The organism is Thioalkalivibrio sp. ALR17-21, from assembly GCF_000420185.1.
Lineage (GTDB): Bacteria > Pseudomonadota > Gammaproteobacteria > Ectothiorhodospirales > Ectothiorhodospiraceae > Thioalkalivibrio > Thioalkalivibrio halophilus.
Genome location: NZ_ATUL01000036.1, coordinates 1 through 18487, shown reverse-complemented (window position 1 = coordinate 18487; position 18487 = coordinate 1). Strand labels below are relative to the sequence as shown.

The following is an 18487-nucleotide window of genomic DNA, read 5'->3' as shown; positions in this document are numbered from 1 at the left end:
CCCATCGCGCAGAGGGCTGCGCTCCTACACCGTGGGAGGCCAGCCCCCTGGCCGATCGGGCCCTGGACATGCCCCATCGCGCAGGGGGCTGCGCTCCTACAACACGGCCCCATCGGCCAGGGGGCTGGCCTCCTACCGGCTCTGCCTCAGCTCTTCCTCCAGCGCCGCGATCTCCGCCTGAATGGCGGCATGCTCCTCGCGCTTGCGCTGGAGGAACGCGCGCGCCAGCCGGGCCTTTTCCGCCACGCCATGAGGGGTAAGCTTGTACAGGTAGCGGGTCTTGTTCTCACTGCGGGCAAAGTTGCCCGCCTTGACCCAGCCCTTGTCGATGAGCGCCCTCAGGGAATAATGCGCACTGCCCACCGACACCCCCAGCCGTTCCGCCAGTTCGCGCTGGCTCAGCTCGGGATGGTCCTGAAGGATCTTCAGAATGCGGTACTGGATCTCGTCTCGCTGCAATTCACCGCCTTCGAGGGGCTTTCGGCACGTCGGCGCCGGGAGGGGCGACCCGCGAACACGCGGATGCATCCGCACGGCCGGCGCCGTTCACCCCCTGAACGAACGGAGCGTATTGGATCATACCCCCCGTGGACCGGCAAGGACACATCGCCCATCGTAGGAGTGTGCCCGCACACGAACAGCCTCCCCACCCGCCTGCAGGAGCCTGCTCGCAGGCGAACAGGTTGGGCCCGGGGCAAACGCACGTCCGTTCGCGGCCGAGGCCGCTCCTACGCACCCGCCACCCGCCTGTGGGAGCCTGCTCGCAGGCGAACAGCCGGAACCCGGGGCGCACGCACGTCCGGTTCGCGGCCGAGGCCGCTCCCACGCACCCCCACATCGGCCTGTGGGAGCCTGCTCGCAGGCGAACCGGGGCACCCCCTACCGCAGAATCAGCGCGTCACCGCTGGGTTCCACCTCCACCCGATCGAGAAAGGTCCGCCCCAGGCGCGCCCGGTGGATGTGATCGTCCGGCACGATCACCGCGCTCACGCCACTGCGGCGGATGCCGCCCACCCGCACTTCATCCAGCGTCACGCGGCGGGCGTTCACGCGGCCGCGCTCGGTACGCAGGTGCACCGTATTGCCGGCGTCGGCGTCCACCCCGGCGCGTTCGGCATCGCGCTCGCGCAGCATCACCGATTCGGCCTCGCGGTCCACCTCCATGGTGATGGCCCGGCCGTTCACGCCCACGGTCAGGCTGTGCACCCCGCGAGAATCGGGGTACACGGTGATCCCGGGGTCGGCGGCCTCTCTCTCACGGCCCGCAGCTTCACCATCGGCCGAATCCGCATCGCCAGCCCCTGTGGAAGCGGGTTCCCCCGCCCCGCGCTCCAGCCAGCGGGTCTCCCCCGCGAACTCCACCTGTACGCGTCCGCCGCCCGCCTGCAGCACCCGAACCCCGCCGGGGCCGCTCTCGCCCTCGGCCACCACGGCCCGCTCGCCGTCCACCGACAGGACCGCCCGGCCGTCGAACACGGCGTGGACGGTGATGTCGGCGGCGGCAACGCCGGGAAACGCGAACGCGGCGGCGAAGATGACGAAGCGGGCGGCGTAGCGTGTTTTCCGGGATTTAATCATTGTTCTTTGTATACCACCTTGGCGTTTCGCCTGCGAGCAGGCTCCTGCGCGATGGGGCGTATCCAGACCCCGATCGGCCAGAGGGCTGGCCTCCCACAGGGTGCCGGGCCCGTAGGAGGCCAGCCCTCTGGCCGATCGGGCATGTCCAGCACCCCCACGCGCAGGGGACTGCGCTCCTACAACACGGTAGGAGGCCAGCCCTCTGGCCGATCGGGCACGTCCAGCACCCCCACGCGCAGGGGGCTGCGCTCCTGCGTGGGGGAGGAAGGATTATTGGCCGGGCAGCGAGAACATACAAGCGGCTGCGGGCGGGGGTGAGAATCCCGACGGGCGCGCTGAGGAATACCCGCAAACTGACCAAGGTTGTCACTCGAGGTGACCAATTTCGTCACCCGAGACTGACAATCGCCGTCACACTCGGGGTGCATGAGTTGGCACGAAATGTGATTGCCCGCACAAAAAACAAAGGAGCAGCACCATGCGACAACTCATCCAGAAGGGCTTCACGCTGATCGAACTCATGATCGTGGTCGCGATCATCGGCATCCTCGCGAGCCTCGCGCTGTTTGCCTACGCGGACTACCAGGTGCGGGCACAGCTCGCGGAAAGCGTTTCGCTCGTGGGCCCGGCGCGGAATGCCGTGGAAGAGTTCTACAACGAACGGGGCCACTTCCCCGCCTCCAACGAATCGGCCGGGCTGGAAGACCCTCAGGGATATGCGGGGAGTTACACCGAATCCATTGAGGTGCATGATAACGGCACCATCCGGGCCCTGATCGGGAACGATGCCAATACACGCGTGGCCGGCGGCTACATGGTGTTCTCCGCCTCCACTGCCAGCTCCGGGCTGACCTGGCAGTGCCTGGGCCAGGGGGACGTCCCCACCCGCCTGCTGCCCTCGGGATGCCGGGCCGACTGAGCTGGCCCAAATTTCCCCGCCCGTAGTATTGCAATACTTGGCATTACGATTGCATACTTTCAGGCAGGGTTTAGCAGGACCCTGACCAACTCCCAAGAGCAAGGAGCAACACCATGCGCAAGCAAGTCCAGAAGGGTTTCACCCTCATCGAACTCATGATCGTGGTCGCGATCATCGGTATCCTGGCGGCCATCGCCCTGCCGGCCTACCAGGACTACACCGTCCGCGCCCAGGTCTCGGAAGGCATGTCGCTGGCCGCCGGTGCCCGCACCGCCGTGGCCGAATATGTAAACCAGCGCGGCGCCTTCGCCTCCGACAATGCCTCATACGGTCTGGAACCCTCCGAAGAGATCACCGGCTCTTACGTGACCCATGTTAATGCTGGCACGTCTGGCGAGGAGCCGAGCGACGCCGACGGCATCATCACGATCACCTTCGGCAATCAGGCCAACGCCGCCATCGATGGGGATACGCTGGAGTTCTCGGCCACGACGTCCGCCGGCAGTCTGCAGTGGAACTGCCGCCCCGGCGACCTGGAAACCAAGTACCTGCCGACCGACTGCCGTCAGTAAGCCGGGCTGACCTTCAGCCGATCATCGGCTGATACCGGCACCGAACACCCCGCTCCGGCGGGGTGTTCTTTTTCCACCCCCTCCCCGCAGTTCCAGACATCCGCCACGAGGCCACGGTGAACGGACCCTCCCGCACCCTATCCGGTACCACGCTGAGCGCCATCCTTCTGGTCGCCCTGCTGGCGGCTGTTGCACTGGTCTACGCGCCCGGCAGCACCGGGGGTTATGTCTTCGACGACATGCCCAATATCGTGGACAACGCCGCCCTGGAGATGGATCACCTGTCGTGGGCCGAGCTGCGCGCCGCGGCGTTTTCCGCGGATTCCGGCCGCCTGAACCGGCCCATCGCCATGGGCAGCTTCGCCCTGGAACGCTATTTTTTCGGGCTGGACCCGTTCCCGATGAAGATCACCAACGTGGTGATCCACTTGATCAACACGCTGCTCGTGTTTGCCCTGGCGCTGCTGGTCGCGCGCCGGCTCGAGCACCGCCTGACCGAACGGCGCGGCCATGGCCTGAGCCTGGTCGTTCCGTTGCCGATGTTCGCTCTGGCCGTAGCCGCCGCCTGGGCGCTGGCCCCCATCAACCTGACCGGCGTGCTGTACGTGGTCCAGCGCATGGAGGCGCTGGCCACGCTGTTCATGCTGGCCGGCCTCATTGCCTACATCCTCGGGCGCCTGCGGATCGAACGCGGGCGTCTGCGCAGCGGCTGGGCGCTGGTGCTGGGCGGGCTGGGCCTCGGCACGGCCCTGGCCGTGCTCAGCAAGGAAAGCGGGGTCATGCTGCCGGTGTTCGCGCTGCTGGCCGAATGGCTGCTGTTCGGCTTTGGCGCGGCCGGTACGGCGACCCGGCGCGGGCTCTACTGGCTGTTCGGCCTGGTGCTGGTGCTGCCCGGCGTGGCCGGCCTGGCCACGGTACTGCCGGTGAACCCCGAGCTCCCCAACCGCCCGTTCGATCTGTGGGAGCGCCTGTGGACCCAGGCCCACGCCATGTGGTTCTACATGCGCAACATCGTCGCGCCCGCACCCGGCACGCTTACCCTGTATCACGATGCCTTCCCGCTCGCCCGCGCCTGGAACGACCCCTGGACCAGCCTGCCGGCAGCGCTGGGCCTGCTCGGGCTGGTCGCGGGGGCCTTCGCGCTGTGGCGCCGTCACCCGCTCATCACCTTCGGGATACTGTTCTTCTTCATCCCGCACCTGCTGGTGTCCACCATCATCGGCCTGGAGCTGGTGTACGAGCACCGCAATCACATCGCCTCGGCCGGCCTGATCATGGCGGTGTTCGGGGTGCTGCTCTCGGGGCGGCCAGGCGACTCGCTTGCGTTCGCGCGCAAGGCAGCCGTGATCGGCCTGATCGCACTCTACGGGTTTCTCACCTTTCTGCGGGCCAGCGAGTGGAGCGATCCGGTGCAACTGGCGTACTTCGAAGGAACCCGGCAGGAAGACTCCCCACGGGCCAGCTACCATCTGGGCCTCATCCTGATTCAGGCAGGCGCCGAACCGGGCCAGCCGGTATACGGACTGGCCATTGAACAGATGCAGCGCGCCGCCCGCCTGCCCGGCGCCACCCTTACGCCCTATCAGGGGCTGATCTTCGAACATGCTCGGCACCCGGGACTAAACGTGGACCCTGTATGGTGGACCGCCATGGAGGAATACATCCGCCGCGGGCCGCTGACCACGCAGGACGTGGGTGCGCTGATGTCGCTGGCGCGCGCGCAGGCCGACGGCACCATCGATCTGGACCCGCAGCGGCTGCAGCGGGTGCTGGAAACGGCCTATGAGCTCCATCCCGACCGGAGCCGCCTGCGCCCCGCGCTGGCCGACTTCCTGATCAACGTCGCGGGCGAGCGCGAACGCGGGTACGAACTCCTGCTCGAGGAAACCGCCCACCGCCCCGGCAACGAGGTGGCCTGGCTGCGGCTGGCGCGTTTTCAGATCGTCAGTGGAATGTTGCACCAGGCAGAACAGAGCCTGATGCGTGCGGCAGAGGCCGACCGGCACGGCAGCACCCGACGCGCCCTGCAGGCCCAGCTCGATGAACGCCGACAGGAGCCGGACCCGATCGAGCCGGGCGAGATCGAACCGGGCGAGCTCCGGCCCCATGGGGAGGTCATGCCATGACGCGGCTGAACTCCGTTCGATCTCATACGGCATGGCGCGCAAGGCTGGCCCTGCTCCTTCTGCTGGCCCTCGCCTGGCTGGTCTACCGCCCGGGCCTGTCCGGCGATTTCATCTTCGATGATCTGACCAACCTGGCCCTGCTCGGTTTCTACGGCACCATCGACAACCTGCAGGCATTCTGGCTGTACGTGCTCTCGGGCTTTGCCGGCCCCACCGGACGGCCGGTGGCCATGGCCTCGTTCCTGATCGATGCGCGCAACTGGCCGGCGGATCCCGAGCCGTTCAAGCACACCAACGTGCTCATCCATCTGGCCATCGGCGTGGTGCTGTTCGGCTTGCTGCACCGGCTGGCACGGGCACTGGAGGCAGACGCCCGCACCGCCGCGCTGGTGGCCCTGCTGGCCACGGCGCTGTGGCTGCTGCACCCGCTGTGGGTCTCCACCACGCTGTACGTGGTGCAGCGCATGGCGCAGCTCGCCACACTGTTCGTGCTGGCCGGGCTGTGGCTGTACGTGCGCACGCGGCTGGCGCACCCGCCCGAGGTCCGCCCGGCCACGGTACTCGGTATGGCCGGCGGCATCGGCGGGTGCGGCCTGCTGGCCGTGCTCTCCAAGGAAAACGGGGCCCTGCTGCCGCTGCTGGCGCTGGTGCTGGAAGGGACCATCCTCGCCGCCCATGCGCGGCGGCACGGCCTGCAGCCGACCCGCGGGTTTGTCTGGTGGCGGCGGATCGTGCTGGGCGTGCCCGTCGCGCTGCTGCTGGCCTATCTGGCCACCCGCGCCGGGGCCCTGCTGAGCGACGACCCGGGCACGCGCGGCTTTACCGCGCTGGAGCGCCTGCTCACCCAGGGCCGCATCCTGTGGGATTACGTGGGCCACCTGGCCCTGCCCCGACCGGTCACGGGCGGGGTGTTTCAGGACCATATTACGGTCTCCACCGGCCTGTTCAGCCCCTGGACCACGGCACTGGCCTGGGCGGCCTGGATAACCCTGGCCGCGCTGGCCATCGTGTGGCGACTGCGCTTCCCGGCGCTGGCGGCGGCCATCCTGTTCTTTCTGGCCGCGCATCTGCTGGAGTCGAGCTTCATCCAGCTGGAGCTGTACTTCGAACACCGCAACCACCTGGCCGCCGCCCTGCTCGGCCTGCCGCTGGCGCTGGCCTGGCTGCGCTGGAAACGCCCGGATGCGCTCACCCGTACGCTGGTGCCCCTGCTGGTCATCGCCGCACTGGCCCTGGTGACCGCGCTGCGTGCGGACCTGTGGGGCAGCCCCTTCCAGCAGGCCCGCGGCTGGGCCGAGGCCCGCGAGGACTCGGCCCGTGCCCAGCACTACCTGGCCGGATTCTGGCGCGAGACCGGGCACTATGAGGAAGAAGAACGGCTGATCCGTCGAGCCATCGAACTGAACCCCGAGGGCATTCCCTGGCGCATCCGTGCCGTGGGCATCGCCTGCGAACGCGGCCGCGACCCGCATGAGCCACTGGAAGGCACGCTGGACGCCCTCGCCTCCATGAGCGCGGTACGCTCGGTGCAGCGCTCGCAGGTGAACACCCTGCTGGAACACCTGCACGGCGGAGGCTGCCCGGGACTGGACCAGCCCGAAGACGTGCTCGCCATCATCGACCGGCTGGAGGCCGACGACCGGGCCCGCAACCGCCCCGGCCTGGGCTCCACCCTGGAACTGTGGCGCGGCTATGTGCACCTGGACCAGGGCGAGATCGAACCCGCGGTGGCCGCCTACCGGCGCTCCCTGGGCGAAGAACCCCGGCCCGGGCGGGTCCTGGCCGTGACCGCGCGCATCGCCAGCGCCGGCCATCTGGAAGACGCCCTGGTGTTCCTGGAGACCACGCCGCTGGACACCCGCGCCCGAGGCACGCACATCGACGGCATCCGCGCCCGCTACACCGAACGAACCGGGTATTATGAGCGCGAGCGCGAGCACCTGCGAGGGGCCATCCTCGAGGACCTGCTCGCACCGGATTACCCGATCCCGGCCCCGAGGACCGGGCAGGCCAACATGGAGTGAAGCGCATGGATCCGCAGCTGAGCATCATCCTCCCCGCCAAAAACGAGGACGCCGCCATCGGTCCCGTCGTCTCCGCGCTGGCCGGGCAGTTCCCCGAGGCCGAGATCCTGGTGGTGAACGACGGCTCCACCGACGAGACGGAACAGGTGGCCCGCGAGGCCGGCGCCCGGGTGGTCACCCAGCCCTACAGCATGGGCAACGGCGCCGCGATCAAGCGCGGGGCGCGTTCGGCGCATGGCGAGATCCTGGTGTTCATGGACGCCGACGGCCAGCACGACCCGGCGGATATCCCGCGCCTGCTGGAACGCCTGGACAACGGCTACGACATGGCAGTGGGCGCGCGCCAGCGCGGTTCGCAGGCCAACGTGGGCCGCGGCCTGGCCAACCGCTTCTACAACCGGCTGGCCAGCTTCATGACCGGGCAGCGGATCGAGGATCTAACCTCCGGCTTTCGGGCAGTACGCGCGCGGCTGTTCCGCGAGTTCCTGCACCTGCTGCCCAACGGCTTTTCCTACCCGACCACCATCACCATGGCGTTCTTCCGCGCCGGCTACCCGGTGTGCTACGTGCCCATCCACGCCGCCAAACGCATTGGCCAGAGCCATATCCGCCCCATTCAGGACGGCATCCGCTTCCTGCTGATCATCTTCAAGATCGGCACGCTCTATTCGCCACTCAAGCTGTTCGTGCCCGTGGCGTTCCTGCACGGCTTGCTGGGCGTGGGGTACTACGCGTTCACCTTTCTCACCCAGGGGCGGCTGTCGCTGGCCACCATCTTCATGCTCACCGCCGGCGTCACCATCTTCCTGATCGGCCTGGTGTCCGAGCAGATTACCCAGCTCATGTACAAGGATGCGCACTCGGAGGGCGATTAAAGCGAACCAGAACCATACGGTCACACCACAAAACTCACACAGGTCGCCACCGCCACGCCCAACCACGGAATGAGAGCCATTTTGAGCGTCACGTTTACCCCCCTACCGCCACCACTCGGGTGCCGGGCTGCCCCCCGCTTTTCCGCAATGATCTCTCGCCGCCCATGGTAGGCTATGTTCCTCAGCCGACTCCGACCTGCATACCCAAGGCCACGCACGGGCCGCAAGGAAAGGCCGCAGCCAGGGATGCCGCAAGAGACCATGACGGTTCATGCTTCCGAACAGGATTGCCCCCGCTTAAGGGTTCTGATGACGGCCTCGACGCTGCCGCGCTGGGCCGGTGACTCCGAGCCGCGCTTCATCCTCGACCTGGCCCGCTCACTGCGCCCCAATGTCGCCGTCGAGATCCTGGCCCCACATGCCCCCGGCGCCGCCAGACGCGAGACACTGGAGGAGATACCGGTCTCCCGTTTCGTTTACTGGGTCCCCCGCTGGGAGTCCGCCGCCTATCAAGGAGGCATGACGCAGCGGCTCAAGCAGAAACCCGTTCGGGCGCTCCAGCTTCCCTTTTTCTTTCTTGCCCAGATCGCCAGTCTTGCACTCCGGCTGCGTCGCGAACCCAAAGTCGACATCATCCATGCCCACTGGCTCATCCCTCAGGGCCTCGCCGCGCTCATCGCCCGCCGCCTCGCGGGTCGCACAGACATCCCGATCCTGTGCACTTCCCACGGGGGCGATCTGTTCGGCCTGAAGGGCGGCCTGATGACTCGGATCAAACGCTGGGTTCTTCAACAGGTGGACGCCACCAGCGTGGTCAGCCAGGCCATGGCCGAAGAAGCACGGCGTCTGCACCCCGAGTCGTCACCGGCGGTCATACCCATGGGTACCGACCTGACCAAGCGGTTCAGCCCCGGCGACTCGCCTCCTCAGGAGCGCGACCCCCGACGCCTCATCTTCGTGGGCCGCCTTGTCGAGAAAAAGGGCCTCGCTCATCTCCTGGAAGCCCTCCAACGCTTTGAACCACTGGAACGCCCAACCCTCGACATTGTTGGCGACGGCCCTCTCCGCGCCAAACTCGAGGCGCAGAGCCGCGAACTCGGAATAGACGACCAGGTAAGGTTTCATGGCGCTGTACCCCACCACACGCTACCCGAGTATTACCGACGCGCGGCCATCGCGGTCTTCCCTTTCGTTGAAGCCGCGGACGGCGACCAGGAAGGCTTCGGACTGGTCGTCGTGGAAGCCATGGGCTGCGGATGCGCGGTTATCGCGTCCGACCTGCCCGCGGTCCGCGACCCGATACCTGACGACCAGAGCGGCCTGCGTGTCCGCCCCGGCGATCCAGAGCAGATCGCCAGCGCTCTGCACTCCCTGATGAATGACCCCGAACGGGTACGAAACCTCGCGAGCCAGGGCAGGAGCCACGCACTGCAGAATTATGATCGCGAAGCGACCGCCCGGCGTTTCCAACTCCTTTACCGGGACCTCGGATGAAGATCCTCGTCCTCACCAAACGCCATCACATGGGTCTGGACGCGCTAACCCATCTCCATGGCCGATGCTTTGCGATCCCCGAAGAGCTCGCATGCTTGGGCCACGACGTCCGCGGCCTGGTCGCAGACTACCGACCCGAACAGGAGAAGGGGAACAATGGCTCGCCCTCCGACCCGGCAGTTAGCTGGGAACTCCTGCCAATCCGCTCCGGTCCCTTGCTGCGCTTCGACCGCTATCTTCGAGCGATCCGCGCGACGATCCGGACCTTTGAACCGGATCTCATCTGGACCGGGTCGGATGCGCTGATTACGGTCGCCGGCGAACGCGCAGCCGGCCGGTACGGCATCCCTTCAGTCATTGACCTGAAAGATAACTACGAAGCCTTCGGTCTCACCCGGCTTCCCGGGCTCCGTCGTCTGCTCCACTCGGCAATCCGTAACGCCCATGCGGTAACATGCGCTTCACAGGATCTCAGCCGATATGCATCGCAACACGGTGCCCACCGAACCCTGCATTTGCCCAACGCCGCGGACGGCCACCGATTTCGCCCCATCGACCGGAACCAGGTCCGGGCACAACTGGACCTGTCCACCGATCTGCGTCTGTTCGGAACGGCGGGATCACTCACCTCCGACCGCGGAATCGACATCCTGAGTCGTGCCGCCGCCATCCTTGGCTCAAAACGTGGAGACACAGGCCTGCTGGTCGCCGGCCCCCGTGATGACTCCTGGCAACCACCCACCAATCTCCCGGTTCACGACCTCGGACACATATCCGTCGAGAAGGTGCCACTGGTTCTGAACGCTCTCGACGTCGGGGTCATCTGCAACGTCCCCGGCCAATTCGGAAGCTATTGTTACCCCCAGAAGCTTCACGAGATGCTGGCGTGCCACTTGCCTGTTGTCGCCGCCCGTACCGGGCCGTTTGCTTCAACACCCACTCCCCCTGGCGTCGTCTCGACATACCCGCCCGACTCCCCGGGCGAACTCGCCAACGCAATCGAAAACGCGCTCGCATCCCCCCCGGAGTGGACCGGTTCAACGGCACGCGACACGTGGCACGATCGCGCCAATTCATTCATCGACTTTGTTCACCCGCTCGCCTCGCGCCCATAAAATATGGCCATGGACACCTCTCCTCCAATCATCGAACTGATCGGTGCCCCGGGATCCGGCAAGACTACCCTCGTCCGACAACTCACCCGATCGTCCGCCCTGCGCCCGCACCCCGAGTCCATGGCCAAAGCGAAGGCGAACCATCTCGCCCGAGAAATCCGCCGCCGATCCCGACTGGCTGCGTTCTGCTATACCGCCGCCTGCGCAATTCCGCCACTGCGGTATATCCTTGCCGAGCAGATCACCCCATCCAGCGCGTGGCGTGCCCTGGGCGACCGAAGCGAAGACCTTATCCCCGTGATCGAACATGCCCATCGCGAACTGGGACAGCTTCGCGGGGACGCTACACAGGTCGCGCGGCGCATCCAGCTACTTTATCGCGCATGCCTTGATGTTGCGTTCATTCAGACCCGCCAGGACCACTCTCCCATAAGCCCCGTACTCTGCGACGAATCCATTACCCAGGCCAGCATTGCACTGGCGCTGCACCATCCGGATCCGAAGGACTACCTCGATCAATATATGGCCATTCGCCACCGGACCTCATCCAACCCATTAAGAATTATTCACTGCCAGATCGACACCGAAACGGCCACACAACGAATTCACCAGCGCAAACAGCCACTGCACGATCACATTTCCAATATGGCCAGCTATATCGAGCTTGCCGACCACATAGCCACTACTACCGACAGCGTCACAAATAATGGATGCTCATTACAAGACGAATTGGATTACATACGGCTGAATTCCTAATAAGCTACATTACCCGACCCGCACCACCACCCCACTCCCACATACCGGATCACCCAAGCACCCTCCCCTTTTTCGCCATACATACGGGACACCTCACCCATGTTCTTTTCAGTCACGCCAACCGAATATATAGCCTTCACAAACCGACAAGACCTTTCGGCCAACTATCCGAATATCGGATGATCCGTCGCCAAGCCCGGTCATTTTCGGTCGTAGGCAGCCCCATCCAGGCCTGCACGTTGCCGACGGTCTGCTCTCTTACCTTCTCCCCCAAACGCCGTGCACGACCTTGATTATGCTCAAACAGGCCCTGTTCATGCCGCAGGCGGATATTATCCTGACTGATGCGCGGATCGACCGCGACGTTTACATCCTTACGCATGCTGGCCGCACGAAACCAGAGATCATCCGTAGTCGGTGCCAGATCTGCGAACATCGGATCCATCAAAAAGTCCAGGTCCAATAGACCCTTGCGATAGACTGCCCCGGCACCTCCTGTTGGCAAAATCTCGAAACCGCACATCGGTTCAGCAACGAGCTTCCAAAGCTGGTAGTTTTGCCAACCTCCGGTCAGGCTTCGCTTGATGCATCTAGCCCGCCCACTGACGATGTGTCCCTTATACTTCCCAGCAAGTTCCCCCAGCCGTTCCACCCAGTTCTCTCCGTAAAGGATATCGTCATCGGCCGTCAGTATAAGATCGTCAGATTCAGCGATTTCGACAGCTGGCAACAACTTTCTATAGGGGCCGGTATTCGGCACCCAATTCACCAACACGTTATCTCCATCCAGCCATTCCGGTCTATCGTTCACGCCATCATCCGCCAAATAGGCAGTCGAGGATAGGTTGACCAGGATAAGATCTGGCTGAACAGTCTGCGCCTTAAGCGACTGCAGCATGTAATACAGAAATCGCATCCGACGGCTTGTGGTGGTGCAACTTACTATCAAACGCGACATGACATAACCTTTACCTTTCTGGACACCAAAGCACACCGAATGCTACATAATGAGACATCCTACACTCCTTCCCACACTCCTAGCTAACAACAAAAAGGAGAGCCAGGCAGGCCAGAATGCCAGCAAGACCGCGCGGATGTTCTACCTATACTCGATCATAGCCATACCGCTTTAGAAATCGATTGAGGATTGGTCGAACCTGACGCGCCTCGTTTGGTGTCATACGCACTCTACCCTTCCCTATGGATCCAGAAAACGGGGGTCTTGCAACATTTTCATGGTGGGCGAGCTTATCGACATCACCAAGACAAGCCGAAACGTCGATCACACTATCCCTGACGGGCAAACCCAGGTGAAATATCACATTCCTTATTTCCGATTCCGGATTCTTCACCAGATCCTCATAACGGATCTCCACATATCTGGCCGAGCCAATACCCACCCTGAAGCTTTCCCAGTGGCGGACGCTGTCACGCCACCTCTTGGCCGCCGAAGAGATATCGGGATATATTCCGGCATCAACGTATGACTTGGCCACATCCACACCATCCCTAAGCAGGTAGACGTATCGCGCATCCGGGAAAAAAGGCGCGATCCGATGTAGGTTCATCGTGTTTAGCGGTGTCTTATCACCATAGTATATTGCGTCACTTTCGCAGTTTTTTGCGAGCGTCCGGTATAACGCAAGAAGAAGGGTATTTACGGTACGGTCGACCTCTGGCCAGCCCTTTGCCTCTAGAGCAAGATCTCTCAAATTGGCGGTGTCGAAGGTTGTGAACTCGGGGTGGTACTCCAAGGTTGCTAACATCAGATCGACTGTAGACGCCCACCCGATCCCTCTGGCGGACAATCTCAGGTCCGCAATTTTTCCCAATACGTAGGTTTCGGGGGGGATATAGAGGGGAGAGCGCTCCATCAGAAGGCGCCGGAAAAGGGTGTTACCGGAACGCCCTGCCCCCACTATCATCAGGAAAGGCTCTGAGTTCGGTCGACTGGTACTGTAGGCTACGGGCTGGGATAAGCAAGGCCTCCAAGCCTTTGCGGCGGCGTGAAGGGCTGAATAAGTGCGGGGGAAGCGCGAACGGATGCCGAGCATAAATGGGGACACTCGATACCTCCAGTAACCAATTGGGCGTTTCATTAGAAAGCATAGGGCACGTTTTCAGCTTGCTCGATCCGGATGGCTCAAGTGAGACGGTTGCTTTTGGTAGTAATTGACACGGCTGAGCTTTCAATCCCCAGACGCCGGTGTACGTAATACCAGAGAATCAGGTTCCAGATAAGTAGCGTCGCGGCGGTAGCGGCAGCGGCACCCTCCAATCCAAACATGGGGATTAACGCGAGGTTCAGAAGGACATTCGACACTGCAGCGATCGCTACCCCGCGTACTGTATCGCGTTCATGGCCGGTCATGTTCAGCAGCATGCCGACCGATCCCATCGCCGCATTCACAAGCTGCCCGACCGCCAGTATGGCCAGGGCGGTGGCGCCTGCGCGGTATTCGGCGCCAAAGACCCACTCGAGCAGGGGTGCCCCGAACGCGATCATCACGATCACCGGAGGAATGGCAATCAGCAGGATGACGCGTGCGCTGTAGGTCACAAGGCGCTGCAGCCGCTCCATTTCTCCCTGTGCATACATCCGGGCGTAATACGGCTGGAGCACCTGGTTCAATGCCTGAAGACCGAAGATGACGAGCGTAGCCACCTGAAAGACAACCCGATAGACGCCAACATCGCCATCGGTCTGGATGAGGCCAAGCAGCAGAATATCCACCTGTTGGTTGATTAGCTGCAGACCAGCCAGAAGTGCCAATGGAAAGGCAGCGTTGCGCCAGTACGCCGACTCGTATTCCGGTACCGGGCCGGACGCAACCGGCTGTGGCCGAGCACGCAACAGCAAGAAGGTGCCGATCACAAAGACCCCGAGCGCCGCGGCAGCGTGCAGGGCCATTACGCTGGCTGCCGACAAGACGAAGTCCGCCCACAGCCACGGGAGCAACAGCACCAGGATCAGTAGCAACGCGGGGCGCAATACGGTTTCCGGGAGCTGCCCGACGACGGTCCGTCGTAGTCCGCGCAGAATCGCACCGCGAACGTTTCCCAGGGCAAGAAACGGCACCAGCAGAAGCCCGACGGCCAATGTTTGCCATCGTGCTTCGCTCAGCCATGGTTCACCGAACCAGAGCAACAACGCACCGACGACGATCATCACGGCGGAAAACAGCGCCACGAAGCCGTTGCCCCAGCGCCAGAGCCCTCGCATCAGGCCCCACTGTTCCCGCGCCTCGGTCTTGGCGGTCTCACGGACCATGAGCTGGGGCAGGCCAGCCTGCGCCGGAATCGCCAACAGGCTGAGCAAGGCCAACACGAACGCGTATGTGCCGTAGCCTTCCGGACCCAGAAGCCTCGCGAGCACCACGGCCAGGGCAAAGCCGATCGCCGTGCCGGTGACTTTGACAGCGATGCTCCCCACACTGCCCCGCAATAGCTGCTGTCTGAAACTCACACCGGTGCCACTAAACCGGGCGGAAGAATGGATGCCAGAATCCGGACGCGCCCATTCTGATTTTTGCTTCAGCAACGACTACTCCGTCCATTCGCGCAACCGCTCGATATCGTCTTCCCCAAGATAATCCCCAGTCTGCACCTCGATCACCTCCAGCGGTTCCTCGCCCGGGTTCTCCAGGCAATGGATCTCGTGCAGGGGAATGTAGGTCGACTGGTCTTCCCGCACATCATATACGGTTTCCCCGCGCGTGACGCGGGCGGTGCCGGCGACCACGATCCAGTGTTCGGCGCGGTGGCGGTGGCGCTGCAGGGAGAGCCGCGCGCCGGGGCGCACGTGCAGGTGCTTGACCTGGTAGCGCTCGCCGGTCTCCATGCTGCGGTAATGGCCCCAGGGGCGGTGCACGGTGGGGTACTGATGCACCTCGGGGCGGGCCTGCTCGCGCAGGCGTTCGACCAGTGCACGCAGTTCGGGGAGCCGGTCGCGGGGTGCGACGAAAACGGCGTCCGGGGTGGCAATCACGGCGGTCTCCTGCAGGCCGAGGGCGGCGACCAGGGTGTCGTGGCCTTCCACCAGGCTGCGGCTGCAGTCCTCCAGTACGGTGTCGCCGCGGGTGTGGTTGCCGTGGACGTCCGGTTCCTGCAGGGCGGCCAGCGCCTCCCAGGAGCCGATGTCGGTCCAGCCGGCGTCCAGCGGGGTGACGGCGGCGGCGTCGGTGGCTTCCATCACGGCGTAGTCGATGGAGCGCGCGGGGGCCTGGCGGAAGGCGTCGGGGTCGGGGCGGAGGAAGTCGAGGTCGTGTTGGGCGCCGGCGATGGCGGCGCGCGCGGCGCGCGGGATGTCGGGGGCGTGGCGTTCCAGTTCGGCCAGTATGCGCGAGGCGCGGAACAGGAAGATGCCGGCGTTCCACAGGTAGCCGCCCTCTTCCAGGTATTGCCGGGCGGTGGCGGCGTCGGGTTTTTCGGTAAAGCGGGCCACGCGGGCGCCGGCATCACCCAGTGACTCGCCGCGGCGGATGTAGCCGTAGCCGGTCTCGGGGCGCTCGGGGGTGACGCCGAAGGTGACGAGGTAGCCGGCTTCAGCCAGCGGGGTGGCGCGGGCCACGGCCGCGTGAAAGTCGCGGGTGCGGGCGATGTGGTGGTCGGCGGGCAGGATCAGCAGCAGCGGGTCGCGGCCGGCGGCTTCTTCACAGGCCGCGGCCAGGGCGATGGCGGGGGCGGTGTTGCGGCCCTCGGGTTCCAGCACCAGCGGCGGCAGGTCGGTGTATCCCGCGCTGCGCAGCTGTTCGGCGGCGAGGAACCGGTGTTCGGCGCCGACGATGATCCGGGCGGGGGCGAAGCCTGGCGCGGGGTGTGGGGCTGGCCCCGGATCTGGCTCCGCAGCAGGTTCCGGGGGCATCGGCCAGGGGGCTGGCCTCCTACAACCAAACCCTGCCCGGTAGGAGGCCGGCCCTCCGGCCGATCGGGCGCCGGAGCTGGTCGGCCGGAGGGCCGGCCTCCCGCGGGGGGTGGTCGAACCAAGGGAGGCGCTGGTTACGCGGGCGAGTGTCTGCTGCAGGAGCGTCGGGCCATCGGCCTGCGGCAGGGCCAGGAACTGCTTGGGATGCGCCTCGCGCGAGAGCGGCCACAGGCGGGTCCCGGAACCGCCGGCGAGGATCACGGGCTGGATCACGGTATCGTCCATGTCGGCATCATACCCCAGTGCGGGCCTCCGGCCGGCGCATCGGGGCCGGATCGGGGCCGGATCGGGGCCAAATCGGCCAGGGGGCTGGCCTCCTACTACACCCGACCGGTAGGAGGCCGGCCCTCCGGCCGATCCGCCTCGGAGGGTCGTCGGGCCCCGATCGGCCAGGGGGCTGGCCTCCTACCCCTCCCTTCCCTGTGGGAGGCCGGCCCTCCGGCCGATCTGCCCGGTGCCAGTCTTGCCCCGTCGGCCAGGACCCGGACACAAGCGGCTGGCGGGGTTAACGCAACGAGCGAACCTCGATGTCCAGGTCCAGCTGGCTCCATGCCCGATCGGCGGTCAGGACCGGGAGGGCCTTGTCTCTGGCCAGCGCGAGGCAGGCACGGTCGGCCATTGACAGGCCATGTCGGCGGGAGGATTCCCACAGCTGTGCGGCCAGCTCGGCCTGTTGCGCCGTGAATGGCTCGAACACCAGCCCGACATCCATGAACTCCTGCTGCATGCCCCGGACGTCGACCCCGCGCTGCAGGGCTTTCTGGAGAACCTCGGACCAGTTCACGGTGGACACGCAGCCGCCGTCGAGGGCACGCGCCACGCTGTCTCCGCCCGGCTCGTCATGCAAAAAGGCCAGCAGGGCGGAAGCATCCAGCACGGTGGTCATGGTTCACCGTGTTCATGCCCGGCTTCGCGCCGCCGATCGTCAATGAGTTCGTCCGAGAGGCTGACGTCCCGCGGGATGTGCCTGAATCGATCACGTAGCCGTTGCTCGACGATCTCACGCCGTTCCAGCACCAGGCTCTCCCCGACCAGACGCGCGACCAGGCGGTCGCCCGGGCGCAGTTTCAGGGTATTGCGCAGTGCCGCCGGGATCACCACCCTGCCTTGTGCGCCAACCTGCACCTCGTTTTCGTTTTGTGCCACGGCTCTCATCCTCTGCCACATACAGCTCCAATATGGCACAGCAAGGCGCAACGAACCATGGCCAACCGCAGGCCCCGACATCCCGCGCCCGATCGGCCAGAGGGCTGGCCTCCTACAGGCCGAACCCTGCCACCGGTAGGAGGCCGGCCCTCCGGCTGATTGTGCGTCCGAGCTGTCTCCGGCGCCCGATCGGCCAGGGGGCTGGCCTCCCACAGGCCGAACCCTACCACCGGTAGGAGGCCGGCCCTCCGGCCGATTGTGCGTCCGGGCTGTCTCCGGCGCCGGGTGGCGCTGGCGGCACATGTTTTTTGTACATACAATATTCAAATGGAGATCGAATTTGATGCGGACAAGGAAGCCGCGAATCTGGCCAAACACGGTGTCTCCCTGGCCGACGCCGCGCATCTCGACTGCGACACGCTGCTGGCGATAGAGGACCGCAGGGCCGATTACGGCGAATGCCGGATGACGGGGTACGCCCTCCGGGAAAAACGGCTGTACTGCGTCGTCTTCACGGACCGGGGATCCGCTCGCCGCATTATCAGCCTGCGCAAGGCCAACAACCGGGAGATCCTTCGCTATGCCCAAATTTATAACGCTACGTGACGGCCGCCGGGTCGCGCTGAACGATGCCGACGAGGAAACCCGGGTCAACGAGGGCATCGCTGCGGATCCGGACACCCATGAGCCCGATGAACAGGAGTTCGCGAACCTTCGTCCGGTCGGTCGCCCACGGTCCGAAGTGACCAAGGAACGAATCACGATCCGCCTGTCACCGGAGGTGGTGGACGCGTTCCGCGCAACCGGAAAGGGCTGGCAGACGCGCATGGACGCGGCCCTGAAGGAATGGTTGAAGGAACACCACCCCACGCCGGACCCGTAGGAGGCCAGCCCTCTGGCCGATCGGGGCCAGAAGACGCACCGGGCAGATCGGCCAGGGGGCTGGCCTCCTACGACC

General features: G+C 65.0%; 18 protein-coding genes. 10 read left to right on the top strand and 8 right to left on the bottom strand.

The window, feature by feature from the left end; genetic code table 11:
- Window positions 1-132 precede the first annotated feature (132 nt).
- Both G020_RS0113670 and G020_RS0113665 read right to left on the bottom strand, forming a co-directional pair.
- Window positions 133-459 carry a MarR family EPS-associated transcriptional regulator gene (locus G020_RS0113670; protein WP_018947717.1) on the bottom strand — a complete coding sequence of 109 codons (327 nt, stop codon included), beginning with the start codon at window positions 457-459 and terminating at the stop codon, window positions 133-135.
- 420 nt (window positions 460-879) lie between these two features.
- Window positions 880-1578: a TIGR02281 family clan AA aspartic protease gene (locus tag G020_RS0113665; protein WP_369774148.1), complete on the bottom strand. Its 699-nt coding sequence runs from the start codon at window positions 1576-1578 to the stop codon at window positions 880-882.
- Between the two features lie 478 nt (window positions 1579-2056).
- On the opposite strand from G020_RS0113665, the gene G020_RS0113660 reads away from it, so the two are divergent.
- From G020_RS0113660 to G020_RS0113625, 8 genes are all read left to right on the top strand, one after another.
- Window positions 2057-2497 carry a pilin gene (locus G020_RS0113660; protein ID WP_019591836.1) on the top strand — a complete coding sequence of 147 codons (441 nt, stop codon included), beginning with the start codon at window positions 2057-2059 and terminating at the stop codon, window positions 2495-2497.
- Between the two features lie 113 nt (window positions 2498-2610).
- On the top strand, window positions 2611-3069 hold the full coding sequence (locus G020_RS0113655; RefSeq protein WP_019591837.1) for a pilin: 459 nt from the start codon (window positions 2611-2613) through the stop codon (window positions 3067-3069).
- A 116-nt stretch (window positions 3070-3185) separates the two neighbouring features.
- On the top strand, window positions 3186-5195 hold the full coding sequence (locus G020_RS0113650) for a lipopolysaccharide assembly protein LapB (protein ID WP_019591838.1): 2010 nt from the start codon (window positions 3186-3188) through the stop codon (window positions 5193-5195).
- Window positions 5192-7219 (top strand): lipopolysaccharide assembly protein LapB, encoded by a 2028-nt coding sequence (locus tag G020_RS0113645; protein WP_019591839.1) that lies wholly within the window; start codon window positions 5192-5194, stop codon window positions 7217-7219. Before G020_RS0113650 ends, G020_RS0113645 begins: the two co-directional genes overlap by 4 nt.
- 5 nt (window positions 7220-7224) lie before the next feature.
- Window positions 7225-8094 (top strand): glycosyltransferase family 2 protein, encoded by an 870-nt coding sequence (locus G020_RS0113640; protein ID WP_019591840.1) that lies wholly within the window; start codon window positions 7225-7227, stop codon window positions 8092-8094.
- A 246-nt stretch (window positions 8095-8340) separates the two neighbouring features.
- Window positions 8341-9588 carry a glycosyltransferase gene (locus tag G020_RS0113635; RefSeq protein WP_019591841.1) on the top strand — a complete coding sequence of 416 codons (1248 nt, stop codon included), beginning with the start codon at window positions 8341-8343 and terminating at the stop codon, window positions 9586-9588.
- Complete coding sequence (locus G020_RS0113630) at window positions 9585-10703, top strand: glycosyltransferase (RefSeq protein ID WP_024329981.1); 1119 nt, start codon at window positions 9585-9587, stop codon at window positions 10701-10703. The genes G020_RS0113635 and G020_RS0113630 overlap by 4 nt, the downstream gene beginning before the upstream one ends.
- 3 nt (window positions 10704-10706) lie before the next feature.
- Entirely contained in the window at window positions 10707-11459 is a 753-nt protein-coding gene (locus tag G020_RS0113625) for an AAA family ATPase (protein WP_156002778.1), read from the top strand.
- A gap of 136 nt (window positions 11460-11595) precedes the next feature.
- On the opposite strand, the gene G020_RS15335 is transcribed toward G020_RS0113625, so the two are convergent.
- The 6 genes from G020_RS15335 to G020_RS0113600 all read right to left on the bottom strand — a co-directional run bounded on the left by G020_RS15335 (window position 11596) and on the right by G020_RS0113600 (window position 17529).
- On the bottom strand, window positions 11596-12357 hold the full coding sequence (locus G020_RS15335; protein ID WP_156002776.1) for a glycosyltransferase family A protein: 762 nt from the start codon (window positions 12355-12357) through the stop codon (window positions 11596-11598).
- A gap of 205 nt (window positions 12358-12562) precedes the next feature.
- Window positions 12563-13384 (bottom strand): sulfotransferase, encoded by an 822-nt coding sequence (locus G020_RS15125; protein WP_255349453.1) that lies wholly within the window; start codon window positions 13382-13384, stop codon window positions 12563-12565.
- Window positions 13385-13602: 218 nt separating this feature from the next.
- Entirely contained in the window at window positions 13603-15000 is a 1398-nt protein-coding gene (locus G020_RS0113615) for a flippase (protein WP_231363097.1), read from the bottom strand.
- Window positions 15001-15003: 3 nt separating this feature from the next.
- Complete coding sequence (locus G020_RS0113610; RefSeq protein WP_026332955.1) at window positions 15004-16608, bottom strand: mannose-1-phosphate guanylyltransferase/mannose-6-phosphate isomerase; 1605 nt, start codon at window positions 16606-16608, stop codon at window positions 15004-15006.
- Window positions 16609-16888: 280 nt separating this feature from the next.
- Window positions 16889-17269: a PIN domain-containing protein gene (locus G020_RS0113605; protein WP_019591846.1), complete on the bottom strand. Its 381-nt coding sequence runs from the start codon at window positions 17267-17269 to the stop codon at window positions 16889-16891.
- Complete coding sequence (locus G020_RS0113600; protein ID WP_019570950.1) at window positions 17266-17529, bottom strand: AbrB/MazE/SpoVT family DNA-binding domain-containing protein; 264 nt, start codon at window positions 17527-17529, stop codon at window positions 17266-17268. Before G020_RS0113600 ends, G020_RS0113605 begins: the two co-directional genes overlap by 4 nt.
- A 327-nt stretch (window positions 17530-17856) precedes the next feature.
- Between G020_RS0113600 and G020_RS0113595 the strand changes: the two genes are divergently transcribed.
- On the top strand, window positions 17857-18135 hold the full coding sequence (locus G020_RS0113595; RefSeq protein WP_024329979.1) for a BrnT family toxin: 279 nt from the start codon (window positions 17857-17859) through the stop codon (window positions 18133-18135).
- Complete coding sequence (locus G020_RS0113590; protein ID WP_019570951.1) at window positions 18110-18412, top strand: BrnA antitoxin family protein; 303 nt, start codon at window positions 18110-18112, stop codon at window positions 18410-18412. The genes G020_RS0113595 and G020_RS0113590 overlap by 26 nt, the downstream gene beginning before the upstream one ends.
- Window positions 18413-18487: the final 75 nt, after the last annotated feature.